This window comes from Pseudomonas sp. YNh (assembly GCF_037993085.1).
Lineage (GTDB): Bacteria > Pseudomonadota > Gammaproteobacteria > Pseudomonadales > Pseudomonadaceae > Aquipseudomonas > Aquipseudomonas putida.
The window spans coordinates 16,439-41,380 of the sequence record NZ_JBBMRJ010000005.1 but is presented as its reverse complement, the minus strand read 5'-3'; the positions used below and the strand labels follow the sequence as shown (position 1 = coordinate 41,380).

General features: G+C 64.4%; 20 protein-coding genes. 2 read left to right on the top strand and 18 right to left on the bottom strand.

Translation table 11 applies throughout. From position 1 onward, the window contains the following. Window positions 1-83 precede the first annotated feature (83 nt). From WF331_RS06020 to WF331_RS06005, 4 genes are read right to left on the bottom strand one after another with little or no spacing between them, the layout of a single operon-like run. A complete protein-coding gene (locus WF331_RS06020) occupies window positions 84-422 on the bottom strand; it encodes a DUF3325 domain-containing protein (protein ID WP_041167796.1) in 339 nt (112 codons plus the stop codon). Next, window positions 419-1,939, bottom strand: a complete 1,521-nt coding sequence (locus WF331_RS06015; protein WP_284363862.1) for a PepSY-associated TM helix domain-containing protein — start codon at window positions 1,937-1,939, stop codon at window positions 419-421. Before WF331_RS06015 ends, WF331_RS06020 begins: the two co-directional genes overlap by 4 nt. Continuing rightward, window positions 1,936-2,223 (bottom strand): hypothetical protein, encoded by a 288-nt coding sequence (locus tag WF331_RS06010; RefSeq protein ID WP_016500587.1) that lies wholly within the window; start codon window positions 2,221-2,223, stop codon window positions 1,936-1,938. Before WF331_RS06010 ends, WF331_RS06015 begins: the two co-directional genes overlap by 4 nt. 50 nt (window positions 2,224-2,273) lie before the next feature. After that, a complete protein-coding gene (locus WF331_RS06005) occupies window positions 2,274-4,514 on the bottom strand; it encodes a TonB-dependent siderophore receptor (protein WP_174370483.1) in 2,241 nt (746 codons plus the stop codon). Window positions 4,515-4,803: 289 nt separating this feature from the next. Here WF331_RS06005 and WF331_RS06000 point away from each other — a divergent pair, with 289 nt between their 5' ends. Next, window positions 4,804-6,087, top strand: a complete 1,284-nt coding sequence (locus WF331_RS06000) for an arsenic transporter (protein WP_284363867.1) — start codon at window positions 4,804-4,806, stop codon at window positions 6,085-6,087. A gap of 72 nt (window positions 6,088-6,159) precedes the next feature. Here the strand turns inward: WF331_RS06000 and WF331_RS05995 are convergent, their stop codons facing one another. The 7 genes from WF331_RS05995 to WF331_RS05965 form a co-directional block, all read right to left on the bottom strand. After that, the gene (locus WF331_RS05995) at window positions 6,160-7,236 is read right to left on the bottom strand and encodes a BKACE family enzyme (RefSeq protein WP_049275186.1); all 1,077 of its coding nucleotides are present in this window, start codon (window positions 7,234-7,236) and stop codon (window positions 6,160-6,162) included. A 63-nt stretch (window positions 7,237-7,299) separates the two neighbouring features. Further along, window positions 7,300-8,940 (bottom strand): fatty acid--CoA ligase, encoded by a 1,641-nt coding sequence (locus WF331_RS05990; RefSeq protein ID WP_041167797.1) that lies wholly within the window; start codon window positions 8,938-8,940, stop codon window positions 7,300-7,302. A 43-nt stretch (window positions 8,941-8,983) separates the two neighbouring features. Continuing rightward, window positions 8,984-11,509, bottom strand: a complete 2,526-nt coding sequence (locus WF331_RS05985; protein WP_049275183.1) for an efflux RND transporter permease subunit — start codon at window positions 11,507-11,509, stop codon at window positions 8,984-8,986. Between the two features lie 30 nt (window positions 11,510-11,539). After that, on the bottom strand, window positions 11,540-12,616 hold the full coding sequence (locus tag WF331_RS05980) for a WD40/YVTN/BNR-like repeat-containing protein (protein ID WP_016500595.1): 1,077 nt from the start codon (window positions 12,614-12,616) through the stop codon (window positions 11,540-11,542). 63 nt (window positions 12,617-12,679) lie between these two features. Then, window positions 12,680-14,038, bottom strand: coding sequence for a DUF1329 domain-containing protein (locus WF331_RS05975; protein WP_016500596.1), 1,359 nt, complete (start codon window positions 14,036-14,038; stop codon window positions 12,680-12,682). 33 nt (window positions 14,039-14,071) lie between these two features. Next, complete coding sequence (locus WF331_RS05970) at window positions 14,072-15,937, bottom strand: DUF1302 domain-containing protein (RefSeq protein WP_061203057.1); 1,866 nt, start codon at window positions 15,935-15,937, stop codon at window positions 14,072-14,074. A gap of 82 nt (window positions 15,938-16,019) precedes the next feature. Continuing rightward, window positions 16,020-16,586 (bottom strand): RBBP9/YdeN family alpha/beta hydrolase, encoded by a 567-nt coding sequence (locus WF331_RS05965; RefSeq protein ID WP_016500598.1) that lies wholly within the window; start codon window positions 16,584-16,586, stop codon window positions 16,020-16,022. Window positions 16,587-16,830: 244 nt separating this feature from the next. Between WF331_RS05965 and WF331_RS05960 the strand changes: the two genes are divergently transcribed. Further along, complete coding sequence (locus WF331_RS05960; protein WP_016500599.1) at window positions 16,831-17,886, top strand: AraC family transcriptional regulator; 1,056 nt, start codon at window positions 16,831-16,833, stop codon at window positions 17,884-17,886. Window positions 17,887-17,904: 18 nt separating this feature from the next. Here WF331_RS05960 and WF331_RS05955 read toward each other — a convergent pair whose 3' ends face one another. The 7 genes from WF331_RS05955 to WF331_RS05925 all read right to left on the bottom strand — a co-directional run bounded on the left by WF331_RS05955 (window position 17,905) and on the right by WF331_RS05925 (window position 24,936). After that, entirely contained in the window at window positions 17,905-18,915 is a 1,011-nt protein-coding gene (locus WF331_RS05955) for a YeiH family protein (RefSeq protein WP_016500600.1), read from the bottom strand. Next, window positions 18,912-19,574 carry a DsbA family oxidoreductase gene (locus tag WF331_RS05950; RefSeq protein ID WP_016500601.1) on the bottom strand — a complete coding sequence of 221 codons (663 nt, stop codon included), beginning with the start codon at window positions 19,572-19,574 and terminating at the stop codon, window positions 18,912-18,914. The genes WF331_RS05955 and WF331_RS05950 overlap by 4 nt, the downstream gene beginning before the upstream one ends. Further along, window positions 19,571-20,905, bottom strand: a complete 1,335-nt coding sequence (locus WF331_RS05945; RefSeq protein WP_016485854.1) for an MFS transporter — start codon at window positions 20,903-20,905, stop codon at window positions 19,571-19,573. Before WF331_RS05945 ends, WF331_RS05950 begins: the two co-directional genes overlap by 4 nt. A 97-nt stretch (window positions 20,906-21,002) precedes the next feature. Beyond that, on the bottom strand, window positions 21,003-21,851 hold the full coding sequence (locus WF331_RS05940; protein WP_016500602.1) for a TauD/TfdA dioxygenase family protein: 849 nt from the start codon (window positions 21,849-21,851) through the stop codon (window positions 21,003-21,005). 13 nt (window positions 21,852-21,864) lie between these two features. Beyond that, window positions 21,865-22,845, bottom strand: a complete 981-nt coding sequence (locus WF331_RS05935; RefSeq protein ID WP_016500603.1) for a quinone oxidoreductase family protein — start codon at window positions 22,843-22,845, stop codon at window positions 21,865-21,867. A gap of 157 nt (window positions 22,846-23,002) precedes the next feature. After that, window positions 23,003-23,761, bottom strand: a complete 759-nt coding sequence (locus tag WF331_RS05930; RefSeq protein WP_340622732.1) for an SDR family NAD(P)-dependent oxidoreductase — start codon at window positions 23,759-23,761, stop codon at window positions 23,003-23,005. After that, window positions 23,758-24,936 (bottom strand): acyl-CoA dehydrogenase family protein, encoded by a 1,179-nt coding sequence (locus WF331_RS05925; RefSeq protein WP_340622731.1) that lies wholly within the window; start codon window positions 24,934-24,936, stop codon window positions 23,758-23,760. The genes WF331_RS05930 and WF331_RS05925 overlap by 4 nt, the downstream gene beginning before the upstream one ends. Between the last annotated feature and the right edge of the window lie 6 nt (window positions 24,937-24,942).

Genomic DNA, 24,942 nt, shown 5'->3' with positions numbered 1-24,942 from the left:
CATGGTTTAGCATGCTGCGAGGCTTTTGGCTGCAACAATGTCGCCGCCCGCACAAACGCGTATACATTGCAGGCCCGTTCAGTTCAGAGATGGGTAACCACCTGCACCAAACCCCACACCGGCAGCGCCCCCACCAATCCCACCGCCAGCCGCGGCCAGTACGGCAACAACATCACCAGCACCAACCCCGCCAGCGACAGCACGCCGAACCAGGCCACCGGCCCCATGGCCCAGCCCCAGGCCTGGGCACATAGCTTCAGGCTCGCCAGCAACGCCAACCAACCGGCACTGCGCAGGCCGATCCTCCACGCGCGCGGGCAGGTGCGATTCCACACCTGTTTGTAATGCCGCTCCAGCCCCTGGCACAGCCCGAGCATACCGGCATAAGCGAACAACACTGCGCCTGCAATCCACATCATCATGCCTCGGCCTCCTGTCGCCGCCCTGCCCGGGCCTTCTGCTGCACCGGTTGTGCTTGCCGCACCCGCCAGGCCACCAGCCCAACCAACACGCCCAGTACCAAGGCACAGGCCGCTACGCCCAGGCGCATGGCATCTTCGAGGCCGCCAAACGCACCCAGGCCGATGCACAGCAACGCCGTCAGCAACAGTTGCTCGGCCCATGCCCGGCGTGCCGGCCTGACACCCGCATGCAACAGCGCCAGCAGCCATACACCAAAGAACGCACGTACTTCCCAGCTCTCCCGCTGTGCCAGTTCCACCGGCAACAAGCGGCTGGCCCACAGCAGCCCGACACACGCCAGCAGCAAACCGCTGATGAAGCCCACGTTGCACACCTCGGCCACCCGGTACCAGCGCCGTGCCGAAGCATCGGCAGTGGCGCTGGCATACTTGCGCCCGCGCTTCACGCAGAACAGCACCAGGCCGCTGGCGATCATCAGGCAGCTGACCAGCCCGCACACGAAGTACAGCCAACGCATCGGATAGCCGCCGAACTGCGCGAAGTGCAGGCCAACCATGACCCGCTGGGTCAAAGGCACCGCGCGCCACTCAGGCACGTCGCTGAGCAATTGCCCGCTGACGCCATCGAAGACCATGGCTTGCCCCTTGGCCAGCGCGATGCGGTTGCCCAGTTCGGGGCGGATTTCGACGCGCGCCGCCGCCGTGTTCGGGTTGCGGATATTCAAGCCGCCAATCGGCCCCAGCCGGGCCTCGGCCTGGGCCAGCAGCGGTGCTACGTCCACCAGCGCGGCCGGCTGCCTGGCCAAGCCACGGGGCTGTTCCACGCGAGCATTGCCTTGGGCCTGGAAGTAGGCGCGTGCGTCGCCGGCAAAGAGCGCATCGACCCCGGCGGGGATGTAGATGAGCATGAAGATCACCAGGCCGGTGTAGGTGATCATCAGGTGGAACGGCAGCAACAGCACCGCACTGGCGTTGTGGAAATCCAGCCACGAGCGCTGGCCCTTGTTCGGCCGGAAGGTGAAGAATTCCTTGAAGATCTTCTTGTGGATGACGATGCCGGTCACCAGTGCCGCAAGCATCACCAGCGCCAGCGCACCGACCACGAAAATACCCCAGTTGCGTGGCAGGTCGAGGGTGAAGTGGAAGCGGAAGAAGAAGTTGCCGCCGACACTGTCGCGCACCTCGATGGCCTCGCCGGTGCGCGGGTCCAGCTGCACGCCACCGCCGTGGCGGCGCTCGCCGGTAGAAACGCGCAGCCCTGGCGCGCGCTCGCTCGGCAGGCTGATACCCCAGTTGCCAGCCTGTGGTTCATGGGCCTGCAGGTAGTTGATAGCGCGCCGGGCAGCGTCGGCCTGGGACACCTGGGTGGCCGGGATTTCCGGCTGCATCCAGTGGTTGAGCTCCTTGTCGAACACCGCCAGGGTGCCGGTGACGAAGATGGCGAACAACAGCCAGCCGAAGATCAGCCCGGCCCAGGTGTGCAGCCAGGCCATCGATTGGGTGAAAGTGTTCTTCATGCCAGCCGCTCCATTACCTGCGGCCAGAAACCGATCAGGGCAAGGGGCGCAGCCAGTGCCAGTGGCGCCCAGGCGCGCAGGGCATCACGGCAGGCGAAGGCCCAGAGGATGGCGACGGTGTAAAAAATGAACGACGGCAGGGTCGCAACAATGACCGCATCGGCCGCAGATAGCGGCAGGATGCGGGCCAGGCAGGCACTGGCGGCGTAGCTGAGGGCGTAGCCGCCGAGCAACGCGGCGGCGCTGCGGGAGAGTAGTTGTAGCCAGGCAGGGGCTTTGATCATCGGAGGGTTCCTTGAGGTCCGGCGATTGGGCCGCATAGCGGCCCCTTGGATCAGAAGTTGATATTCAGCGCGGCAAACACCGCCCTGCCCGGCTGGTTATACGTGTTGGCCCCCGAACTGCTGGCGTTGCCGCCACGCAGGATCTGCTTGTCGAACACGTTGTTCACGCCCACCCGCACGTCGTAGTTGGCGTTGAACTTGTACCCCGCGCTCACGTCCACCAGGCCATAGGCCTCGACGTCCTGCTGCGCGGCCTGGTCGTAGTCTTGCTGGGTGCGGTAGTTGTAGGTCGGCGACTTCTGTTTACCGAAGTAAGTACCCGCCACCTGGAACGACAGCTGCTCGGTGGCGCGCCAGTCCAAGGTGGTGTTGACGGTATATTCCGGGATCACCGACAGCGGTTCGCCAGTCTCGCGATTGTCGTTGTCGAGCATCCAGGTCAGGTTGGTGTTCCAGTCCAGGGTCGGCGTCAGCTCGATGAAGAAGTTGCCCTCGATACCTTCCACCCGCGCCTTGCCTGCGTTTTCCCACTGGGTCACGCGGCGGCCGCTGTTGATGGCATAGAGCACATCGGTACCGCCGATGATCTTGTTCTTGTAGTCATTGCGGAAGTAGGTGGCGCTGGTACGCCAGGTGCCGCGGTCGTACAGCAGGCCAATCTCCTTGTTGACGCTGATTTCCGGCTTGAGGTCGGCGTTACCCTGCAGGTAGCAACCACCGGAGTTGGTCTGCTCCACACTGCAGCCGTTACCGCGGCTGTACAGCAGGTAATTGGGGTTGGACTGGTACAGGTTTGGCACCTTGTACGCGCGAGCAATGCCGCCTTTGACCGACAGCGCCTCGGTGAGCTTGTGCGACAGGTTCAGGCTGGGGCTGAAGTTGTCGCCAAACATCTCGTGATGGTCAAAACGCAAGCCAGGCGTCACCGTCGTGTCGCCGATGACGATATTGTCCTCGACGAACAACGCGTAACTTTTGGCGGTCATCTTCGATTCGCTGCGGTCGAAACCGCTGATCGCGTCATTGCCCGAGCCACTCGGGTCGAAGCTCTGCGGACGGAACGAGCCCTGGTCGTTGAGCGACTCGTACAGGTACTCGCCCCCCAGGGTCAGCACATGCTCGGTGCTGCCCAGGGCGAACGGCAAGTTGACCTCACTGTTCAAGCGCGTGTTGCGCAACCGCGACATCGCCGCGCCGCTGTCGTTGATCGCCCCTTCCGGGCCACCGGCCAAACCCTCGTTGAGGCGCCAGTTGCGCACGTATTCGTAGGCCAGCGTGGTCTTGCTGGTACCCCAGGTGAAGTCGCCCAGGTGGGTCAGGTCGTAGGTGCTGCGCTGCATGACGTTGGTTTCGTGGCCATACAGGCTGGAAATCAGTGCGACGTCGCTGCCGCCGTTGCTGTTCATGGTGTCGCCAGCATAGATATTGCCCTGCCGGCTGTAGCCTGCACTGGCTTCGAAGCGGTGCTCATCGTTCAGCTTCCAGCTGAGCAGGCCGTTGATGTCCTTGTTGCGCACACCCTCACGGCCGGCAACCAGTGCGCTGTTGGCGTGGCTGGCGTTGATATCGAGGTCGTCAGCGTCAGTCTTGGCCAGGCCGCCGAACAGCCGGAAACCAAGGTTATCGGTGAGGCCGCCACCGAGGTTGAAGTTGGCGCGGCGGCTGGCACCCTCGGCACTGTCTTCCGGCAACTGGGTGAACAGGCTGACGCTGCCCTTGAGCTCGTCGGTGGGGCGTTTGGTGATGATATTCACCACCCCACCCATGGCGCCGGAGCCGTAGCGAGCGGCGGCCGGGCCGCGCAGGATCTCGATACGCTCAACTGCCTCGGCGGGCACCCAGTTGGTTTCACCCCGGGTATCACGGTCACCGTTCCAGCCATAACGCACCGCGTTGCGGGCGCTGGAGGGCTTGCCATCGATGAGGATCAGGGTGTTTTCCGGGCCCATGCCGCGCAGGTCGATCTGGCGGTTGTTGCCGCGTGCGCCGCTGGCGCTGTTGCCGGTCAGGTTGACGCCGGGCTCGCGGCGGATGATATCGGACAGGTCATTGGATGGCGGGTGGCGCTTGATGTCGTCGGCGGTGATGATCGACGAACCCAAGGCCTGACGCGCCTCGCGCTCGGCGGTGATCAGGGTGTCCTGAATCACCAGCGCGTTGTCGGCAACCGGCACTTCCAGCACCTCACCCGTGCGCTGCTCTTCAGCCTGGGCCGCGGTGGCGACCATGGCCGGTGACGCCAGCGCAACGAACGCCAAGGCCAGGCTGTTGGGTGAAGTTCTGCACTGCATGGGTACATCTCCTGCGATTCATGAGCGAAACGGCACATCCCTGTCGGAAACCGGGAGCTCTCGCCCACCGGCCTCGCAAACACAGTCTGGTGGCCAACAGGGGTGGTAAATATAGGGAATCGCGAATGAGAGTAAATCGTATTTACGAAGTTTACATGTTTGTAACCGAACTTTGCTGAAGCGCGCGGTAGAGCGCCGTATTCCCGCTCACACAGAATCCTGGTCATGCTGGAGTAATTGGCTCCTGCACTGGCTACAATTGCCTTCCTCTAACCCGAGCCATCTGTTCATGCTCCCAGCCACGCTGATTTTCCTGTTCACCCTGACCCTGGTCATCTGGCAACCCAAAGGCCTCGGCGTCGGCTGGAGCGCCACCTTCGGTGCGCTTCTGGCCCTGCTGTGCGGTGTGGTGTCACTGCACGATATCCCCACCGTCTGGGCAATCATCTGGAACGCCACCGCCACCTTCATCGCCCTGATCGTCATCAGCCTGTTGCTGGACGAAGCCGGTTTCTTCGCCTGGACGGCGCTGCATGTGGCGCGTTGGGCCCGAGGCGACGGGCGTCGCCTGTTTGCCTTCATGGTGCTGCTGGGGGCAGCGGTATCCGCGCTGTTCGCCAACGATGGCGCAGCACTGATCCTTACCCCCATCGTCATGTCGATGCTGCTGGCGCTGCGCTTTTCCCCCACGGCAACCCTGGCCTTCGTGATGGGCGCCGGTTTTATCGCCGACACCGCAAGCCTGCCATTGGTGGTATCGAACCTGGTAAACATCGTGTCGGCGGACTACTTCGGGCTCGGCTTCAACGCCTACGCCGCCGTGATGGTGCCGGTGAACCTGGTGGCGGTAGCGGCCACGCTGCTGGTGCTGTGGCTGTATTTTCGCCGTGACATCCCGTTGCGGTACGCCACCGACGACCTGCAGTTGCCTGCCCTGGCAGTGCGCGATCGCGCCACGTTCCGTGCGGGCTGGGTGGTACTGGTGGTGTTGCTGGCCGCGCTGTTCGTGCTGGAGCCGCTGGGCATCCCGGTCAGCGCGGTGGCCGCGGCCTGCGCCGCCGTGCTGTTTGCCGTGGCCGCCCGCGGCCACGTGATTTCAACCCGCCGCGTGCTGCGCGAAGCACCGTGGCAGATCGTGGTGTTCTCGCTGGGGATGTACCTGGTGGTGTACGGACTGCGCAATGCCGGCCTGACTGACGCCCTTGCCGGGGTACTGGACTGGCTCGCCGGGCATGGGCTGTGGGCGGCTACGCTGGGCACCGGGCTGATTGCGGCGCTGCTCTCGTCGCTGATGAACAACCTGCCCAGTGTGCTGATCGGCGCCTTGTCCATCCATGCCAGCGAAGCCCAGGGCGTGGTGCGCGAGGCGATGATCTACGCCAATGTCATCGGCTGCGACCTGGGGCCGAAGATCACCCCGATCGGCAGCCTGGCCACGTTGCTGTGGCTGCATGTGCTGGCGCGTAAAGGGGTGGTGATCGGCTGGGGGTATTACTTCAAGGTCGGCGTACTGCTGACCGTGCCAGTGCTGCTGGCGACCTTGGCGGCCCTGGCACTGTGGTTGAGTTTTTGAGGTTGCCGAGCAGCTGGCTCCAATCCTTGGAGCACAGCTTCAGCCAGCGCAAAACCTCTCTTCAACCAATACTCAGTTGCCGTCAGCGGTTTCAGCCGTCTTGCGCAAGAAGCCCTGCTGGCCACCGTTGCGGTTTGGCGCGAAACCATTGGCCTGCAGGCTCTCTTCGACGGTGTCGTAGAACACGCCGATCTTGCTGATTTCACGAGCCTCTTTGGCGGTGGCGATCGGCCGACCGAACTCGCGCGAAATGCGCACCAGCTGTTCGATCTGCTGCACCGTGGACATCTTCTCGGTCTGCGCCTGGTTCCACAGGTTGTCCTCGATGCCGCAGCGCACGTGCAGGCCCATGGCGATGCCCATCATGTTGATCGGCAACACGTTGCGCATCGAGCTTTCCACGGTGAGCACGGCGCCGTCCGGCACGGCCCGCACGATGTTGGCCAGGCTGTAGATGTTCGGTACGTCCATGCCGCCGCCGATGGCCACCCAGTTCATCACCAGCGGGCCTTTGTAGATGCCACGACGCATCAGGCGCTCGACCGACTCGAAACTGTTCAGGTTGTAGCACTGGAAGGCACTCTGGATACCGGCGGCGCTCAGGCGGCGCACGTGCTCCTCGACCCAGCCGGGCTGCGCGGGCACGGTCATTTCCTTGTAGGCCTCATACACCGCCGGGTCTTCCATCGAAGTCCCGCGCACATCCTGGTAGCCCCAGTGCTCGACCACGTTCATCTGCGAGGTGTTGACCGTCACCGTGACCTGATCGGGCTTGGGGTCGAGTTCGGCCAGCATGTGGCGGGTATCGTCGCTCAGCCACTTGGCCGCAGCGCCTTCGGTCTCAGGGGCAAAGCTGATCGAGCCACCCACCTGGATGATCATTTCCGGTACCGCTTCACGCACACCGGCAATCAACTCGTTGAACTTGGACAGGCGCTTGGAGCCCTTGCCATCCAGCTCGCGCACATGCAGGTGGAGTACCGTGGCACCGGCGTTGTAGCAATCCACGGCCTTCTGTACCTGCTCGGCCATGGTCACCGGAATGTCCTCGGGGAAGTCGGACGGCACCCAGGAAGGCGCGTAGGGCGCTGCGGTGATGATCAACGGCTGCTGGTTCTCGGTGAACAGGTGGCCATCAAGGAAGTTCATGGGGGTGTTCCTTATATTGTGATTATTGGAAAAGTGTCGGTACAGACCGACGGCTATCGGGTTTCAGCAATGCATCTCGCGGATCAGCTTCTTGTTGATCTTGCCGACACTGGTCTTGGGTATGTCCGCCACGAAGTGCACCTGACGCGGAATCGCCCACTTGTTGATCTGGCCACTGTCGACAAACTGCTTCAGGTGCGCTTCGAGCCCTACCTGGTCGAGGCTGTCACCCGGCATGCACACCACCAGCGCAATCGGCCGCTCGCCCCAGTGCTCGTCGGGAATGCCCACCACCGCCACGGCATTGACCGCCGCGTGCTGGCTGATCAGGTTTTCCAGCGCCAGCGAGCTGATCCACTCACCGCCGGTCTTGATCACGTCCTTGATGCGGTCCTTGATCTCCAGCACCCCGTGGCGGTCGATCGAGCCCATGTCGCCGGTGTGCAGCCAACCGTCCTGCCACAGTTCGGCACCCTTTTCCGGCTCGTGCAGGTACCCCTGGGTCAGCCACGGCGAACGCACCACGATCTCGCCCAGCGACTCACCGTCGTGGGCCACCTCGACGCCCGCCGCATCGACGATGCGCAGGTCGACCATCGCCACCGGGGCGCCAGTCTTGATCCGCTGCGCCACCTGCTCGCCCATGGGCAAGGCCAGGTCTTCGTCGCGCAGGTGGGTCAGGGTCAGCAGCGGGCAGGTTTCCGACATGCCGTAACCGCTGAAGATCAGCATGCCGCGCTCGCTGGCCTGGCGCGCCAGGCCGTGGGTAAGCGCGCTGCCACCGAGCAGGATCTTCCAGCGGCTGAAATCGGTGTGCCGGCCTTGCTCGCTGTCGAGCATCATCTGCAGCAAGGTGGGTACGCAGTGGGAGAACGTCACCCCCTCATCGCGGTACAGGCGCACCAGCTTGTCCGGCTCGTAGCGGCCCGGATACACCTGCTTGATGCCCAGCATCGTGGCCGTGTAGGGCACGCCCCAGGCGTGCACATGGAACATCGGGGTGATCGGCATGTACACGTCGCTGGAGCGCAGCAAAGGCTGGCCGTCGTAGGCGGCGAAGGTGCCTAACTGGTTAAGGGTGTGCAGCACCAGCTGGCGGTGCGAGAAGTACACCCCCTTGGGGTTGCCGGTGGTGCCGGTGGTGTAGAACAGCGTGGCCACCGACTGCTCGTCGAAGTCCTCGAAATCGGCCTCGGCGCTGGCTGCATCCAGCAGCGCTTCGTACTCGCCGAGCACCGGCAGCGACGTGGCCGCAGCCTCCCCGTCCGTCAGTTGCAGGTAGCCTTTGACCGTGCCCAGCTGGCCGTGCAGCTGCTCCAGCAGCGGCACGAAGTCGTCATGCACCAGCACCAGGTCATCCCCTGCGTGGTTCATGGTGTAGGCCACCTGCTCCGGCGACAGGCGAATGTTCACTGTGTGCAGCACCGCGCCAATCATCGGCACGGCGAAGAAGCATTCCAGCGAACGGTGGCTGTCCCAGTCCAGCAGCGCAACGGTGTCACCGGCCTGCACGCCGGCCGCGCGCAGCACGTTGGCCAGGCGCCGCACCCGCTGCTCGAGCTCGCGGTAGCTGTAGCGCAGCGTGTCGGCGTAGACGATCTGCTGGTCCGGCTGGTGCCGCACACCCGACATCAGCAGGCGTTTGATCAGCAAGGGGTAGGCATAGGCGCCGGCTGCCGGCGGCATTATTTTTGTCTTGGCCATGACGTTGGTTCCAGTTTCCATGTTCGAATCGACTAAGAGCTGACTACGCCTGCACCCGCGCTTGCGCGCGTGGTACCGGGGCACTGTCACGAGGCGCAGGTGCGGCTTCGCAATGCGCGGGGGCCGCTGCGACAAAGCGCTTGTCCGGCAGCAGGAAGTGCGACAGGGCCGGGATCAGCAGCAGTGCGCCGAGCATGTTCCAGAGGAACATGAAGGTCAGCAGGATGCCCATGTCGGCCTGGAACTTGATCGGCGACCACGCCCAGGCGACCACGCCGGCGGCCAGGGTGATACCCACCAGCCCGACCACCCGGCCGGTGAAGGCCACGGCGTTCTGGTAGGCCTCGCCCAGGGTGCGGCCCTGCCGCTGGTAGTGCAGCTGCACACTGAGCAGGTACAGCGCGTAGTCCACGCCGATGCCGACGCCCAGGGCGATCACCGGCAAGGTGGCCACTTTCACGCCAATGCCCATGGCCACCATCAGCGCTTCGCACAGCACTGAAGTCAGCACCAGAGGCAACAGCGCCACCAAGGTCGCGCGCCAGCTGCGGAAGGTGATCAGACAGAACAGCGTGACCGCCAGGTAGACAAACAGCAGCATGGTGCGGTTGGCTTCGCGCACCACGATGTTGGTGGCAGCTTCGATACCGGCGCTGCCGGCGGCCAGCAGAAACTGCCGGTCGGGGCTGCTGTTTTCGCGGGCGAAGCGGTCGGCGATGGCCACCACGTCGTCCAGGGTCTGGGCCTTGTGGTCCTTGAGGTAGGCGATCACCGGCATCATCGAGCAATCGGTGTTGAACAGCTCCGGGGCGTTGACCGAGGCCTGCTGGGCGGCGTAGTTGAGCATGTCCTGGTTGCGCTGCAGGCTGCTCATCTTCGGGTTGCCTTCGAAGGAGCCTGCGGTGATCTGGCGCACGGCGTTGACCAGCGACACTGTGGTCTGCACCCCGGGGTACTGCTGCAACTGCCAGGCCAGGCGATCGGCAAGGATCAGCGTCTTGTAGCTCAGGCAGCCTTCCGGCGGGGTCTTGATCATCACCGCGAACAGGTCGCTGGACAGCGCGTAGTGGCTGGTGATGTAGGCGTTGTCGCGGTTGTAGCGCGAATCGGCGCGCAGCTCCGGCGCGCCGCTGTCGAGGTCGCCGATCTTCAGCTGCAGGCTCACCCAGAACCCGCCCAGGCCCAGCAATGTGGCCACCAGCACCGCGCCGGTGGCCCACTTGCGCGTGGTAAAGCGGTCGAGGGCATCCCACAGCTTGCCAAAGCCCCGGTGCTCGGCGGCGCGCTGGTCGATACGCAAGGCACGCTCCGACGCCTTGCGGCCAACGCCAACGTAAGAAAGCGACACCGGAATCAACAGCAGCGAAGTGAAGATCAATACCGCCACGCCGATGCTGGCGGTGATCGCCAGGTCCTTGATCACCGGAATGTCGATCAGCATCAGCACGGCAAAGCCCACGGCGTCCGCCAGCAGCGCCGTAACCCCGGCCACGAACAGGCGGCGGAAGGTATAGCGCGCCGCCACCAGCTTGTGGGTGCCACGGCCGATGTCCTGCATGATGCCGTTCATCTTCTGCGCCGCGTGCGACACGCCGATGGCGAAGATCAGGAACGGCACCAGGATCGAGTAGGGGTCGATGGCATAGCCCAGCCAACCGACAATGCCCAACTGCCACACCACCGCCGCCAGGGAGCAGAACACCACCAAGAGGGTACTGCGCACGCAGCGGGTGTAAAGGAAGATGATCACCAGGGAGGTGACCACCGCCAGGGCGAAGAACATCATCACCTGGATCAGGCCGTCGATCAGGTCGCCCATCAGCTTGGCAAACCCGATGACCCGCACCTTGTACTTGCCCTCGCCTTCCTTGCCAGACGCGCGCGCCTTGCTGTCACCGCCGTATTCGTACGTGTCGCGCAACTGCTGTTCGAGCATCTGCGAGAACTGCCGGTAGTCGATACCGCGCCCGGTGGCCAGGTCGTGGTCGAGCAGCGGCACCACCAGCATGCTGGACTTGAAGTCGCTCGCCACCAGGCTGCCGACAATACCGGCACGGTTGATGTTCTGGCGCAGCTGCTCGATGTCGGCCGGTTTGCCCTGGTAGTCATCGGGCATCACCGCGCCACCCTGGAAGCCCTCTTCCGTGACCTCGGTCCAGCGCACACCAGGGCTCCACAACGACTTCATCCAGGCACGGTCGACGCCCTGGGCAAGGAACAGCTCGTCGTTGATCTTTTTCAGCACGTCCAGGTACTCGGGGTCGAAGATATCGCCCTGGGTGTTCTCCACCACCACCCGCACCGAGTTGCCCAGGCCGCGCAGCGACTTGCGGTTGTCCAGGTAGTTCTGGATGTAGGGCTGGCTCTGCGGGATCATTTTTTCGAAGCTGGGCCGCAGTTCCAGGCGGGTGACAGCCACATAGCCGAGCACCAGCGTGGCCAGCACCATGAACAGCATGAACAGCGGGCGATAGTTGAAGATCATGCGTTCGAGCAGGTTGCCGGAACGTGGATCGAAATCCCGCAGGTCGCGGATCACCGGCATGGTGTCTTGCTTGATGTTGGCCATCACGAGGCTCTCTTGGAATACTTGTGGGTCTTAGCGGGCTGGCAGCACGCGCACGCCGCGCTCACCTACCAGCACGGTGCCGTTGCCGCGGGTCTGCAGGGCAGCCGCCACGGGTGCCATTGGCACCTGCGGTTGCAGGGCGAAGCTCTGGCCGCCGTCGTGGCTGCGCAGCACATGCCCGGCCTGGCTGAACAGCCAGTAGTCACCCTGGCTGTCGAGGCTGGCGGCGGTGATGCTCTGGCCCAGCCCGGTGTCCACCTTGATCCAGCTCTGGCCGCCGTCGACGCTACGTGCCACATGGCCACGCAGGCCGTAGGCAAGCACTTCGCCGGGCTTGCCGAGAATGCCGAACCAGGTGCCCTGGTAAGGGCCAGGCAGGGCGACGAAGCGCTGCTGCCCGGTGTTCCACTTGAGCAGCAGGCCCTGTTCGCCGGCCACGTAAAGGTCATCGCCGACCGCCCGGATGGCATTGAGATGCAGGCCTTGCGGGTTGTCGGTGCGGTCCTGCATCGGCACCCAGTTTTCGCCGCCATCGTCGGTGCGCAAGATCAGGTTGAACACACCCACTACGTAGCCGTGCCGGGCGTCGGTGAACCACACACCCAGAAACGGCTTGTCGGCGCCCTCTTGCTCCAGGCGCTGGCCTTCGGCGGCGAACTGCGGCCATTGCGCATCGTCGGGGTGGGCCTGTGCCAAGGCCTGGTAATGGGCCGTGACCAGTGCACCGATCTGCCGGCCATCGAGCTGCACGGCCCAGTTCATACCGCCGTCACGGCTGTGCAGCACCACGCCATCGTTGCCTACCGCCCAACCCTCCTGGGGGGTTGGAAACGTCAGGGCATTGAGGTCGGCGCTCACCGGCACACTCGCCTGGCGCCAGTCCTGGCCCTGGTTGTCGGAATACACGATGTGCCCACGGGGCCCCACCGCGACCAGCCGCTCACCGGCCCGCACCACATCGCGCAGGGCGCTGTGCACGGCTAGCGCGCTAGGCTCGGCCGGCAGATCCAGCACATCGACATAGGCCGCCTGGGCAACACCGCAGCTGCCGCCCAGGGCGAGCGTGATTGCCAACGCCCACGGCGCATATTTGTTCAAAGAAGCCATGCCACATCCTCTGCAAAACCTGACGGCGGCCACGTGAGGCCGCCGCCAGACGGGTCGTCGGGATCAGCGAATGCCGGCGCCGGCCAGGGCTTCCGGCGACCACTGCGCCTTGGACAGAGGGGCGATGTACTCGATACCGCCGTGCGGGCCGATCAGGCCGTTGACGTTGTAGGTGCCACCGACCAGGTCGTAGACCACGTGCGGGTTGTTGTTGGGAATCTGCACGTCGTAGCTCTGGGTGAAGAAGCTGAACGAGCCGCGATACAACTGGCCACGGGCGTCGTACTGGTCGGAAGCCAGCGCGAACCAGCTGTCCTCGTCGAGGTAGAAGCGGCGCTTGGCATAGATGTGGCGGGCATTGCCCTTGAGAGTGCCTTCCACTACCCAGACACGGTGTTTTTCCCAGCGCACCTGGTCGGGCGAGAGGTGGTTCGGCGTGGTCAGGGACTTCGGGTCGTGAATGTAGGTGAGCTTGTAGGTGTTGTACGGCACGTACATTTCTTTCTTGCCGAGCAGTTGCCAGTCGTACCGGTCCAGCGCACCGTTGAACACGTACACATCGTCGAAGGTACCGGAGCCTGCGGTGCCTGGGTTGGGTGTGTCGTAGGCCAGGTTCGGCGCCAGCTTCACCCGGCGCTGCCCAGGCAGGTACTGCCAGGCGCGGCGCTCTTGTACCAGCGGGTTGGCGGCGTCCTTGAGCATCATCGACTCACCGGCGCGACGTGCCGGGCCTTCGAAGTACAGCTTGGTCTGGAAGTAGATGTCCTTGGGCTCGATGACTTTGTTCAAGTCTTCGTAGATCGGGTAGGCGTTGTACGCCAGGCCCGTGGTGGCCAGGGCCGCGACGCCGGCGGAGTCGACGTTCCAGGAGTCATACTTGGCCTTCTGTGCCACGCCCTGGTAGCGCAGCAGGTGGTTCCACATGGCCTCGGCGCCCGACTGCGGGATCGGGAACGGCACGCCGGGCAGCACATTTTCGATGGCCATGCCGTCCTGCAGGGACTTGGCATTGGCGGCATTTTTCAGGGTGTTGTCGAGCAGCACCTTGGGCAACGCCGCGGTGCGGTGGCTCGGGTACACATCGATGTGGAAGCTCGGGAAGCGCTTGGCCAGCTCTACGGTGGTAGCGGTCAGCGAATCCTTGTACTGGTCGACGTTCTTGCCGTCGATCACCAGCAGCGGTTTCTCCGAGGCGAAGGGGTCCGGGCGCAGGGTATCGCCCTGCTTGAAGCTGGCAGGCGGGGTGTTCAGGCCACCCTGGTAGGCCGGGATCGCGCCGTCGGCACTGGCGGCCTTGTCGGCGCCGACCATGGTCAGGTCCTTGCCCAGCCGGGCGACGTCCTGGGCCGGGGCGGCCGCATGGGCATTACCGGCAATAACGACCGCAAGCGAGGCCGACAGCAGGCTATTGAGATACTTCATCGCGTTTCTCCGCTTGTTGTTGTACTAGGAGCTTCAGAAGGTGGTCTTGAACGAGGCCGTGACCATGCCGCGATCTTTCAGCAGCGGTGCAAGCCCAGCCTGCGAAGTGATCTGCCCGGGGATGCACTGGTAGCGCCCGTTGGTGCCCGGGGTGTTGTTGTCGGTGCCGGTTTCGCAGGTATCGAACTTGCCGAAGGAGTCGACGTACTTCAGGTCGAACTTGTACTTCTGGTAAACGTCGGCGGCGATCCCGATCGAGTAGCTGCCGGAGTCTTCGTTACCGCCCAGCTGCACGGCCGAGTTGCCCTTGAGGCCAACGTTGTAGGACAGCGGCAGTGTGATATCGACCCCTGGCAGCGCCTGGAACCAGGTCGGGGTGAAGTTGACTGCCAGGGTGTAGGCGTTGGTGGTGACCTTGTCGACGCCTTCGTAGCTGGCGTCGCCCTTGAAGGTCTGCTCGCCCTTGTCGACGCTGACCAGATGGGTCATGGCGCCTTCCACGGCCAGCGACGACGCGTTCCACAACGGCGTGGCGCCGAACGACACCAGGCCGTTGAGTACCACATGCAAGGTCTTGCCGCGGGCCAGCCCGGTTTCACCGTGGCCTGGCACTTCGCCGATCAGGTTGGTGCCGCCGGCGGTGCCGGCCAGGGCACCGTACAGCGGCCCGTTGATCGTGGTGAAGTTGCTGATCAGCGGCATGTTTTCGCGGTAGTTGACGTCCAGCCCCACGCTCACCGGGCCGACGCTCTTGGCCAGGCTGATGCCGTAGATATCGATATCGTCGGCATAGGCCGTCATGTAGCTGGTGCCTTCCAGGCTGCCCGTGTGCAGGTTGGGGGCATTGATCAACACCGCGGGGGTCGGGTCGGAGGTGTTGCGGTAGTAGAAGCCCAGGGTGCCGTCGAGCCATTCCGGGCTCCACTTGGCCATTACACCGAAGTCGCCGCTGTTGCGCGGGCGGATGTCATGCCCGCGGGGTGCGCCATAGAAGGCACCAGCACCGCCGACCGCGTTGGGCACCGGCAGCCAGAAAATGTCGGCACCGTCGCCAAGCATGTCGTAGGCGCCCATGTAGGTGCCCCCTTCAGGCAGGCGCGAGTTTTCGAATTCGAGAAAGTACTGGGCCGCCAGGGTCAGTTCCGGGTTGATCGTGTAGCTCAGCGACAGCTGCTTGCGCGGCAGGAACAGTTCCTTGGTTTCGGTGCCGGGCACGTTGTACAGCTTGGCCAGGTCCAGTGCCGACTGGCCATAGTTGATGCCGTTGGCGGCGTTGAACAAGGTCTCGCCCCAGTACACCGAGTGCCAGCCGAGCTTGCCGCTCAGCATCGACTCATCACCGATTTCGGTGCTGTAGAACACGAAGGCATCGAGGAATTCACCAGACGGGCCGTTGTAGTACCGGTCGCTGTAATTGCTCAGGCCATGGCGCCTGGACGGGCCGCCCTGCAGCACAGTGCCGGCCGGCAGGCCACCGGCCGGGCGCGCCAGCACCAGGTTGCCGGCATTGCCCGCCTGGCCGGGAAACGGGTTGGAGTTGGAGCCCACGTCGTCATAAGCGTGGTCGTACCAGCTCGCAGCACTGACGCGCATACCCATGTTGCCCTGATACACCACGTCCAGTTCGGTCAGCAGGTCGACCCGCTGGGTCACGGCGCTGCCGACGCTGAAGTTCTTGTCACCGTCGTTGAGGTTGGCGGTGCGGGCGACCTTGGCGTTCTGGCCCTCGACCCGCTGGCCGTAGCTGAGCTTGGCGGTGTTGTCGAAGCGCACGTTCCAGTCAGGGTCGGCGAGGTCAAGCTGAAATGCTTGGGCAGCCGGCGCCCCGGCGACCAGCACCAGCGTTGCCAACAGATTGCGGCGGTGAAGGCAGAAGAGAACGTTCTTATTGTTGTTCATGCGGTATCTCTGCTTGGGATGTGCAAGGTGCCAGCAACGATCGGGCGCCGGCCTTACCCTGAGTGCGCGTGCCCCGCGCGGTTTAGCGATCGAGTTGCTGGATCAAGGCCTCGGCGTGTGGCCACGGGCCGAAGCCAGAGGCCGGGTTGAGGTGGCCAACGGCGCCGAGATCGACCAGCTCGCTGCCCCACTCGTCGGCCATGCGGGCGACGGCTTCGAAGCCCGCCAGGTGATCGTTGCGGCTGGCCGCGACCAGGCTCGGGAATGGCAGCCGGCCGCTTGGCAGCGGCGCCCAGCCGTTGGCGCGCAGGGTGTCGGGGGTGGGGTAACTGGCCGGCCAATCGGTATCCAGGTCCGGTGGGGCGGCCAGCAAGGCGCCCTTGATCGGGCGTTGATAGCGGGCGGCCCAGTGCGCCACCATCAGCACACCGGCGCTGTGCGCGACCAGGATCACCGGGCCATCGATGCTGGCCAGTTCGCGCTCGATCGCTTCGACGCGGGCGCTGCAACTGAGCTTGTCGATTTGCAGCGGTGGTACTGAGCGAACCTTGCCCAGGCGCGCTTGCAGCAGGGTTTGCCAATGTTCGGGTACATGGTCGCGCAAGCCAGGCACGATCAGCACGGTTGCGGCGGTTTGCAGTTTTTCCACGTCAGGGCCCTTGCTCTGGTCAACTCGGTCGATTGCCGACTGCTTGAAGCCAGAGTAAAGAGTCGCCCTGCCAGCCGCTTTACATTGCGCGTCACGAACTTTTCAGTTGATGACACGGCTGCTGTGCCGCCCGGCCCCGGGCTCCGCTGCTCGGAAATGGCTTTGCATCTGACGACACAACCGCTATAAAAGACCACCCGCCAGCGCAGCGGAAGCTCATCAAGATCACGTGGAAAACAATAAAATGACCGTGCTCGCCCGTGCTGCAACCCTCACCAATTACCTGGAAGTTTCACGCCATCTGGGCCTCAACGGCCATGGCCTGCTGGCTCAGGCCGGCCTCAGTGCATCGCTGCTGGAAACCCCCGATCAACGCATCCCGGTGGCGGCCGCCATCAACGTGCTGGAGGAGTCGGCGCGGCTGAGCGGCTGCGAAGCCTTCGGCCTGCGCATGGCCGAACTGCGCCAGTTGTCGGACTTTGGCCAGGTCAGCCTGCTGATCAGCCATCAGCACTCGCTGCGTGACGCCCTGCAGGTGATCGTGCAGTACCGCCACCTGCTCAACAACGCACTGGCCATCCACATCGAGGAAATCGGCAAGACGGTGATCATCCGCCAGGAGGTCATCACCGACCAGCCGATGCACAGCCGCCAGGCCATCGAGCTGGCCATCGGCGTGATGCACCGCTTCTGCTCGGCGCTACTGGGCTCGCACTGGCACCCGATCAGCGCCAACTTCACCCACGCCGCCCCCGCTGACCTGGCCATCCACCGGCGCATCTTCGGCTGCAAGCTGGAGTTCAACACCGACTTCAATGGCATCGTCTGCTCGGCGGCCGACCTGGACACCGCCAACCCCCAGGCCAACGAAGGCATGGCGCGGCTGGCGCAACGTTATGTGGGGTTGCTGCAGGACGAAAACCTGCCATCGCTCACGCTGGAAGTGCGCAAGGCGATCTTCCTGCTGATGCCCATGGGCCGCGCCACCATCGAGCACATCGCGCAAACCCAGGGCATGAACGTGCGCACCTTGCAGCGGCGCCTGGAAGAAGAAGGCGCGACCTTCAGCGAGCTGGTCAACGGCGTACGCCGCGACCTGGTGGTGCGCTATCTGGAAAGCCCTGGCTATTCGCTGGGGCGCATCGCCGACATGCTCGGTTATTCCATGCACAGCTCGTTCACCCGCTGGTTCATCAGCCAGTTCGGCCAGCCGCCAGCCACCTGGCGTGCGCAGCATGAGCCGCACACACAAACCAGACGCAACCGCAGCGCCGCCCAGGCAACCACCAGCGCACGCTGACGGCCCTGGGCCTCTGGGCTAAATGCCGACGTGCATCAGGCCCAGCACCAGCAGCACCAGGAACACCGTCTCGCCCACCATCAGCAAAATCGGCTTGATGCCTACGGCGGCCAGCTCCTTGAGCTGGGTTTTCATGCCCAGGGCTGCGATCGATACCACCAGGCACCCACGCGACAATTCGTTGATACTGCCCTGCACAGCCAGCGGCACCCAGCCGGTGCTGTTGACGCAGGCAAGGATCAGGAAGCCGACCGCGAACCATGGCAGCAACGGCGGGCGCTTGCCGGTACTGTCGATACCCTGGCGACGGGCGATCATGGCCGCGACGACGATCACCGGCACCAGCATGGCCACGCGCATCAGCTTGACCACCGTGGCGGTATCGCCGGTTTCGGTGGACATGCTGTAGCCCGCCCCCACCACCTGCGCCACATCATGGATGGTGGCGCCGAGGAACACGCCGGCGGCTTGCGGCGACAGGCCCAAGGCATTGGCGATCATCGGGTAGAGGATCATCGCCAGGGTCGACAGCGCCGACACGCCGATCACCGTGAACAGCGTGGCCCGTTCCTTCTGCGGGTGGCTGGGCAGTGCAGCAGCCAGCGCCAGCGCCGCCGAAGCACCGCAGATCGCCGTGGCGCCACCAGTAAGCATGCCGAACAGGCGCTGGAAGCCCATGGCCTTGGCCGCCACCATCGACACGCCGATGGTCACCACCACCAATATCACCACCAGCGCCACCGCCTTCCAGCCAAGGCCAGCCATCTGCTCCAGGGTGATGCGCATGCCCAGCAGCGCGACGCCCAGGCGCAGCACACTGCGCGCGGTAAACTCGATGCCGGCCTTGCACTTGCCGTCCGCGCTAAGAAAGTTCAGCGCCAACCCCAGCAACAGGGCGAACAGCATCACCGGCGCGCCGTAATGTTCGGCCAGGAAGCTCGCCGCACCCGCAGCGATCAAGCTGACGATCAGCCCCGGGGCCAGGTCGCGCACCCGGTTGTTGACCTGGGCAAACGCCAGCGTGCTCATGCCTCCCTCTCCGCCAGGCCCGACACCGCCAGATGCATGGCCTCCAGCAAGGCCTCGGCCGGCTGCGCGCCAACCACTTGCAGTCGGTCATCGAAAACGAAGCACGGCACGCCGCGCCCGGCGATGTCGGCGCTGGCACTGACGAACGGCAGGCCGTCGCCACGCAAGCTGCCGGCCAGGGCCTCTGGGGCAAAGCCGCACTGCTCGGCGATGCGCAACAGCGTAGCGCGGTCGCCCAGGTCTTCACCCTGCTTGAAATACGCAGCCAGTAACCGCTCCAGCAGTGCCTCTACCTGTGCTTCACTGCCCAGCTCACTGGCGTGAAGCAACAGGCGATGGGCGTCGGCGGTATTGGGCATGCGCTCGATGCGGCTGAATTCGATCTGCTCGCCGACGGCGCTGGCCGCTGCGCGCACCTGGGCCTGACGTTGCCGCACCGCCTGATCGCTGCCGAGGCGTCGCCGGTAGAACTCGGCGAACGGCTGGCCATCGAATGGCAGCTCAGGCAACAGTTGCACGCCCTGCCAGGCCAGGTTGACCTCGACCTCTGGCTGCGCTGCCTTGAACTGCGCCAGGGCGGCTTGCAATTGCCGGCGGCCTATCAAGCACCACGGGCAGATGAAATCGAAGTACACATCAATCGACAACGAACGCTTCACGAACGGGCCTCCAGTTCTGGCTGGACAGGTGCCTGGGCAGTTTCACCGAGCTGCAGGCGCGCCATGTCCAGGTGATAGTGACGCTTGGCATAAATGAACACCGCTGCAGCGCCGATGCTGATCAACGGCACCAGCTGGAATGCCGACTGCAAGCCGATCAGGTCAGACACCTTGCCGGTGATCAGCGGGCCGGTGGCCAACCCGAGCAGGTTGTTGCACAAGGTCAGCGTGGCAAACGCGGTGCCGTGCACCGTGTAGTGGGTGAGGTTGGCGACCATGGCGCTGGACGGGCCATTGGTGCCGGCGGCGATCATCATGCCCAGGCAAATCAGCACCAGTTGCGGCATGCCGGGCGGCAAGGCAAAGGCCACTGACAGCAGCACACAGCTGCCCAGGCAGTAGGCGATGGCCAGGCTGATTTTGTGGTCCGGGCGCTTGCGCCCCATGCGGTCGCAAAGCATGCCGCACAGCACGATGCCCACCCCGCTGCACAGCACGATAATCGCAGCCACGGCGCCGGCGCGGTCAGTGCTCATGGCGTAGTAGCGGTTCAGGTAGCTGGGGAACCACACGATCACCGTGCCACCGACGAACAACTGCAAACCGCTGCCGACATAGGCGCTGATGACCGAGCGGCTTGAATACAGGGTACGCAGTGGCCGCATGGCCTTGAGCGCAGCCTTGTCGGGCGTTGCTGCCAGGCCTTTGGGGGCAATGCGCGCCTCGCGCACGATGAGCGGATACAGCAGCGCCAGCGCCAGGCCGAAGAAGGCCATGCCGGCGAATGCCCAGCGCCAACCCAGGTGCTGGGCCATCACACCGCCCAGGCCCATGCCAAGTACCGAACCAAACATGCCACCGGCCATGAACGAGCCGGCCAGGGTGGCTCGCATCTCACGCGGGAACACCGCCACCACCACGGCAATACCGACGCTGCCATAGGCTGCCTCGCCGACACCAACCAGAAAGCGTGCGATGAACATCTGCTGGTAGTTTTCCGCCAGGGCGCAACCCAAGGTAGCCAGGCTCCACATCACGGCCATGAACGTCAGGCTCTTGATCCGGCCAATGCGGTCGGCCAGCAACGACAGGGGGAAGGTCAGCAAACCGACCATCAGCGCAACGATGCCACTGAGCAGCCCGAGCTGGCTGTCGCTGAGCTGCCATTCCTGCTTGAGCAGCGGGAATACGGCGTTGAGCACTTGCCGCGACATGTAGTCGGAAATCAGCAGGCCGAAGGTCAGGGCGAAAACGATCCAGGCGTAGCGCCGTGGAATGCCGAGCGAAGTATCAGTGCCTGGTTCTGCCGCACTGGCGTGATAGGTGGCCATGCTGCCTCCTCGGATATCTGAGTTTTTTTGTTTTTATTGCTTACAGGCTATCGCGTAGCGATTGGGGCCGCATTGCGGCCCCAACGTGTCTGGCGGGTCAGAAAGTCGCATCCCCCATGATCCCGGCGCGCTCCATCTTGCGGTGGCAGGCTGGGTAATCCATGACGGCGTAATGCTGGGTACTGCGGTTGTCCCAGATGGCAATGCTGTTGGGCTTCCAGCGCCAGCGCACCTGGTACTCGGGGATGTAGGCCTGGCTGATCAGGTAGCGCAGCAATTCGCCCGCGCCGGGGTTGGCGTCCTGGCCGAAACGCACGCGCTCGGGGGTGTGGTAGTTGCTGAAATGGGTGGCGAAGGCGTTGACGAACAGCACCTTCTCGCCGGTCTCGGGGTGAGTACGCACCACCGGATGCTCGGCATCCGGGAAGCGCGCCTTTAGTGCCAGGCGTTTTTCGATCGGCATGGCCGCGCCAAAAGTGGCCTCGATGCTATGTCGCGCCCGCAGCCCTTCGATACGCGTCTTGATCTCGGTCGGCAGGTTGGCGTACGCCAGCACCATGTTGGTCCACAGGGTGTCGCCGCCCACCATAGGGCTTTCCACGCAGCGCAGCACGCAACCCATCGGCGGCTTTTCACGCCAGGTGGCGTCGGTGTGCCAAGCGTTTTCATAGCGGTCAACCGGCGTTTCCGGCGACTTGTAGATCTGCACCAAGCCCGGGTGGTCCGGGTCGCTGCCGACGACGGGGTGGTCCTCCAGCTCGCCAAAGCGGCGGGCGAACGCCACATGGTCGGCGCGGCTGATGTCCTGGTCGCGCAGGAACAGCACCCGGTGCTTGAGCAACTGGGCACGGACCTCTGCAAACAGGCCGTCATCATGAATCGCATCGGCCAGCCTGACGCCAAGCAGTTCGGCACCGATGGCGCAGGTCAATTGTTCGACTTGCATGGCAGTGCCCTCCTCAGATGACGAAGATCGACGAGCCGGTGGTCTTGCGCGACTCCAGATCACGGTGCGCCTGAACTGCGTCCTGCAAGGCGTAGTGCTGGTTGATCTCGATCTTGATGCGGCCACTGCCCACATGGCCGAACAGCTCGCCTGCCAGGGCGGCTTTCTCGGCAGGGTCGGCGATATAGTCGGCCAGGGCCGGGCGGGTCAGGAACAACGAGCCCTTGATCGCCAGGATCTGCGGGTCGAACGGCTCGATGGTGCCAGAAGCGGTGCCCACGCAGACCATCAGGCCACGGCGCTTGAGCGAGTCCAGCGAGCCCATGAAGGTAGTGCGCCCGACGCTGTCGAACACCACGTTGACCCCAACCCCGTCGGTCAGCTCGCGCACGCGTTTGGCCACGTCTTCGTGGCTGTAGTTGATGGTGTGGTCGCAACCATGGGCACGCGCCAATTCGGCCTTGGCGTCGGTGGACACGGTACCGATCACGGTCAGCCCCAGCAGCTTGGCCCACTGCGAGACGATCAACCCGACACCACCCGCAGCGGCGTGCAGCAGGATGCTGTCCCCTGGTTTGAAGTCGTACAGGCGACGCATCAGGTACGAGGCCGTGAGGCCGCGCATGGTCATGGCCGCGGCCGTTTCGAACGCGATGGTTTCCGGCAGCTTGATCAGCGGCGCGGCAGGGATCAGGCGCTCGGTGCTGTAGGCGCCGAGGGTATTCATGAAGCCGGTGTAGGTCACCCGGTCGCCAACCGCGACGTGGCTGACACCCTCGCCCACCGCCTGGACCACGCCGGACGCTTCCACGCCCATGCCGTTGGCCAGCGGGATCGGGTAGGTGCCGTTACGGAAATAGGTGTCGGCGTAGTTCAAGCCGACCGCCACATGGCGCAGGCGCACCTGCCCAGGGCCCGGTTCGCCGACTTCGACGTCTTCGTAGCGCAGGACCTCAGGCCCTCCGGTTTCGTAGAAACGTACCGCTTTGGCCATGCCAATCTCCCTTCTTGTAGTTTTTGTTGAACAGCAATATTCGTCTTGAAGGGCAATTTAGGCCGTTGCGCAATGCGCCGCTTATCATCGGACGACAACGGTTTTTCAGTTCATGACAGCGCCCCCGGTTTCAGTGCCGGGGCGCGGCTGGCATGGCTCAGAACGCCGAAATACCGCCATCCACGGCGATTGCCTGGCCGGTCATGTAGCTGTTTTCGCGGGCGCACAGCATCAGCATGGCCGCAACGATTTCGTCGGGGGTACCCAAGCGCTTCATCGGCGAGCCCTGGGCGAGAAACGCCTGTTCCTCGCCCACATCGCTCCCGGTAACCATGGGCGTGGCGCTGTAGAACGGGCACAGCGCATTGACGCGGATGCCTCGGCGGGCGTATTCGACCGCCGCGGTTCGGGTCAGTCCCACCACTGCATGCTTGGCAGCGGCGTAGGCGGCCAACCTGGGCGCACCGCCAAGCCCGGCCATGGAAGCGATGTTGAGGATGACCCCGCCGCCTTGCGGCAACATCTGGCGGAGCTGTTGCTGCATGCAGAAGAACACGCCCTTGGTGTTGACCGCGTGGCTGCGGTCCAGCTCTTCTTCGGTGGTGTCGACGAAGCGCTTCATCGGCGTAAGGATGCCGGCGTTGTTCACCCCCACATCGAGGCGGCCGAAGTTGGCCATGGCCGCGTCCACCAGCGCCTTGACCTGCACCTCACGGGTCACGTCGCACGGCACCGCCAGCACTGTGGCGCCGGCCTCGCGCAAGGCGCCGGCCACCTGCTCCAGGCCCGTGACGTTGCGGTCGCCGAGCACCAGGCGGGCGCCCAACCCGGCCAGGCGCTCGGCCAACAATGCGCCAAAACCGCTGGCGGCGCCGGTGATCATCACCACCTGGTTGCGATAGCTGTCCAGGTTCATCCGGCCACCCCCGGCGCGGTACGGGCGAGGATCTTCTTCGCCAGGCTCATGCGGTGCACTTCGTTGGGGCCGTCATAGATGCGGAAACTGCGCGCATCGCGGAAAATCCGCTCGACGATAGACTCGCCGGTAACGCCCTGCCCGCCGAGCACCTGCACACAACGGTCGATCACCCGCCAGATGGCCTCGGAGCTGAGCACCTTGGCCATGCTCGACTCGAAATTGCCGCGCTCGCCCTGGTCCAGTACCCAGGCGCAGTGCCAGATCGACAGGCGCGTGGTGTGCAGGTCCATTTCGTTGTCGGCGAGCATGAAGCCCACGCCCTGATGCTCGCCCAGCGGCTTGCCGAACGACACCCGGTGGCTTGCGTAGTGGCAGGCTTCGTCATGGGCACGACGGGCCTGGCCGAGCCAGCGCATGCAATGGGTCAGGCGCGCCGGGGCCAGGCGCACCTGGGCGTAACGGAAGCCTTTGCCCACTTCGCCAAGCACATCGCTGGCGGGAATGCGCAGGTTGTCGAAGCGCAGCACCGCGTGGCCGCCGGCGAAACAACTGTCGAGCGAGTCCATCATGCGCTCGAGGATGAAACCGGGGCGGTCGGTGTCGGTGAGGAACATGGTCGCGTTGCCGTCTTCCATGCGCGCCATGATGATTGCCACTTGCGCGCCTTCGGCACCGGTGATGAACCACTTCTGGCCATTGATGACGTAGTCGTCGCCGTCGCGTACGGCCTGGGTGGTGAGCATCGACGGATCGGAGCCGGCACCCGGGCTTGGCTCGGTCATGGCGAAGCAGGAGCGGATCCGGCCCTGCACCAGTGGCTTGAGCCAGCGGTCTTTTTGCGCAGGCGTTGCCACTTGTTCCATCAGGTGTATGTTGCCTTCGTCGGGGGCATGGATGTTCAGGGCCACCGGCCCAAGCGGCGAATAGCCGGCCTCTTCGAAGCTGATCGCCTTCTCGATGTGGCTCAGGCCCAGCCCGCCCATCTCACGCGAGGCATGCGGAGTGAGCAGGCCGTGTTCACGGGCGCGCTCGATCAGCACCTGGCGCAGCTCGGGCGACGGACCGTGGGGTGTCTGGCGCGGGTCGCGCTCCAGGGGGATGACGACGTCAGCAACGAACTGCCGTACTTTGGCTTGCAGGGCAGTCAACTCGGCAGACAGGGCGAAATGCATGGCGGT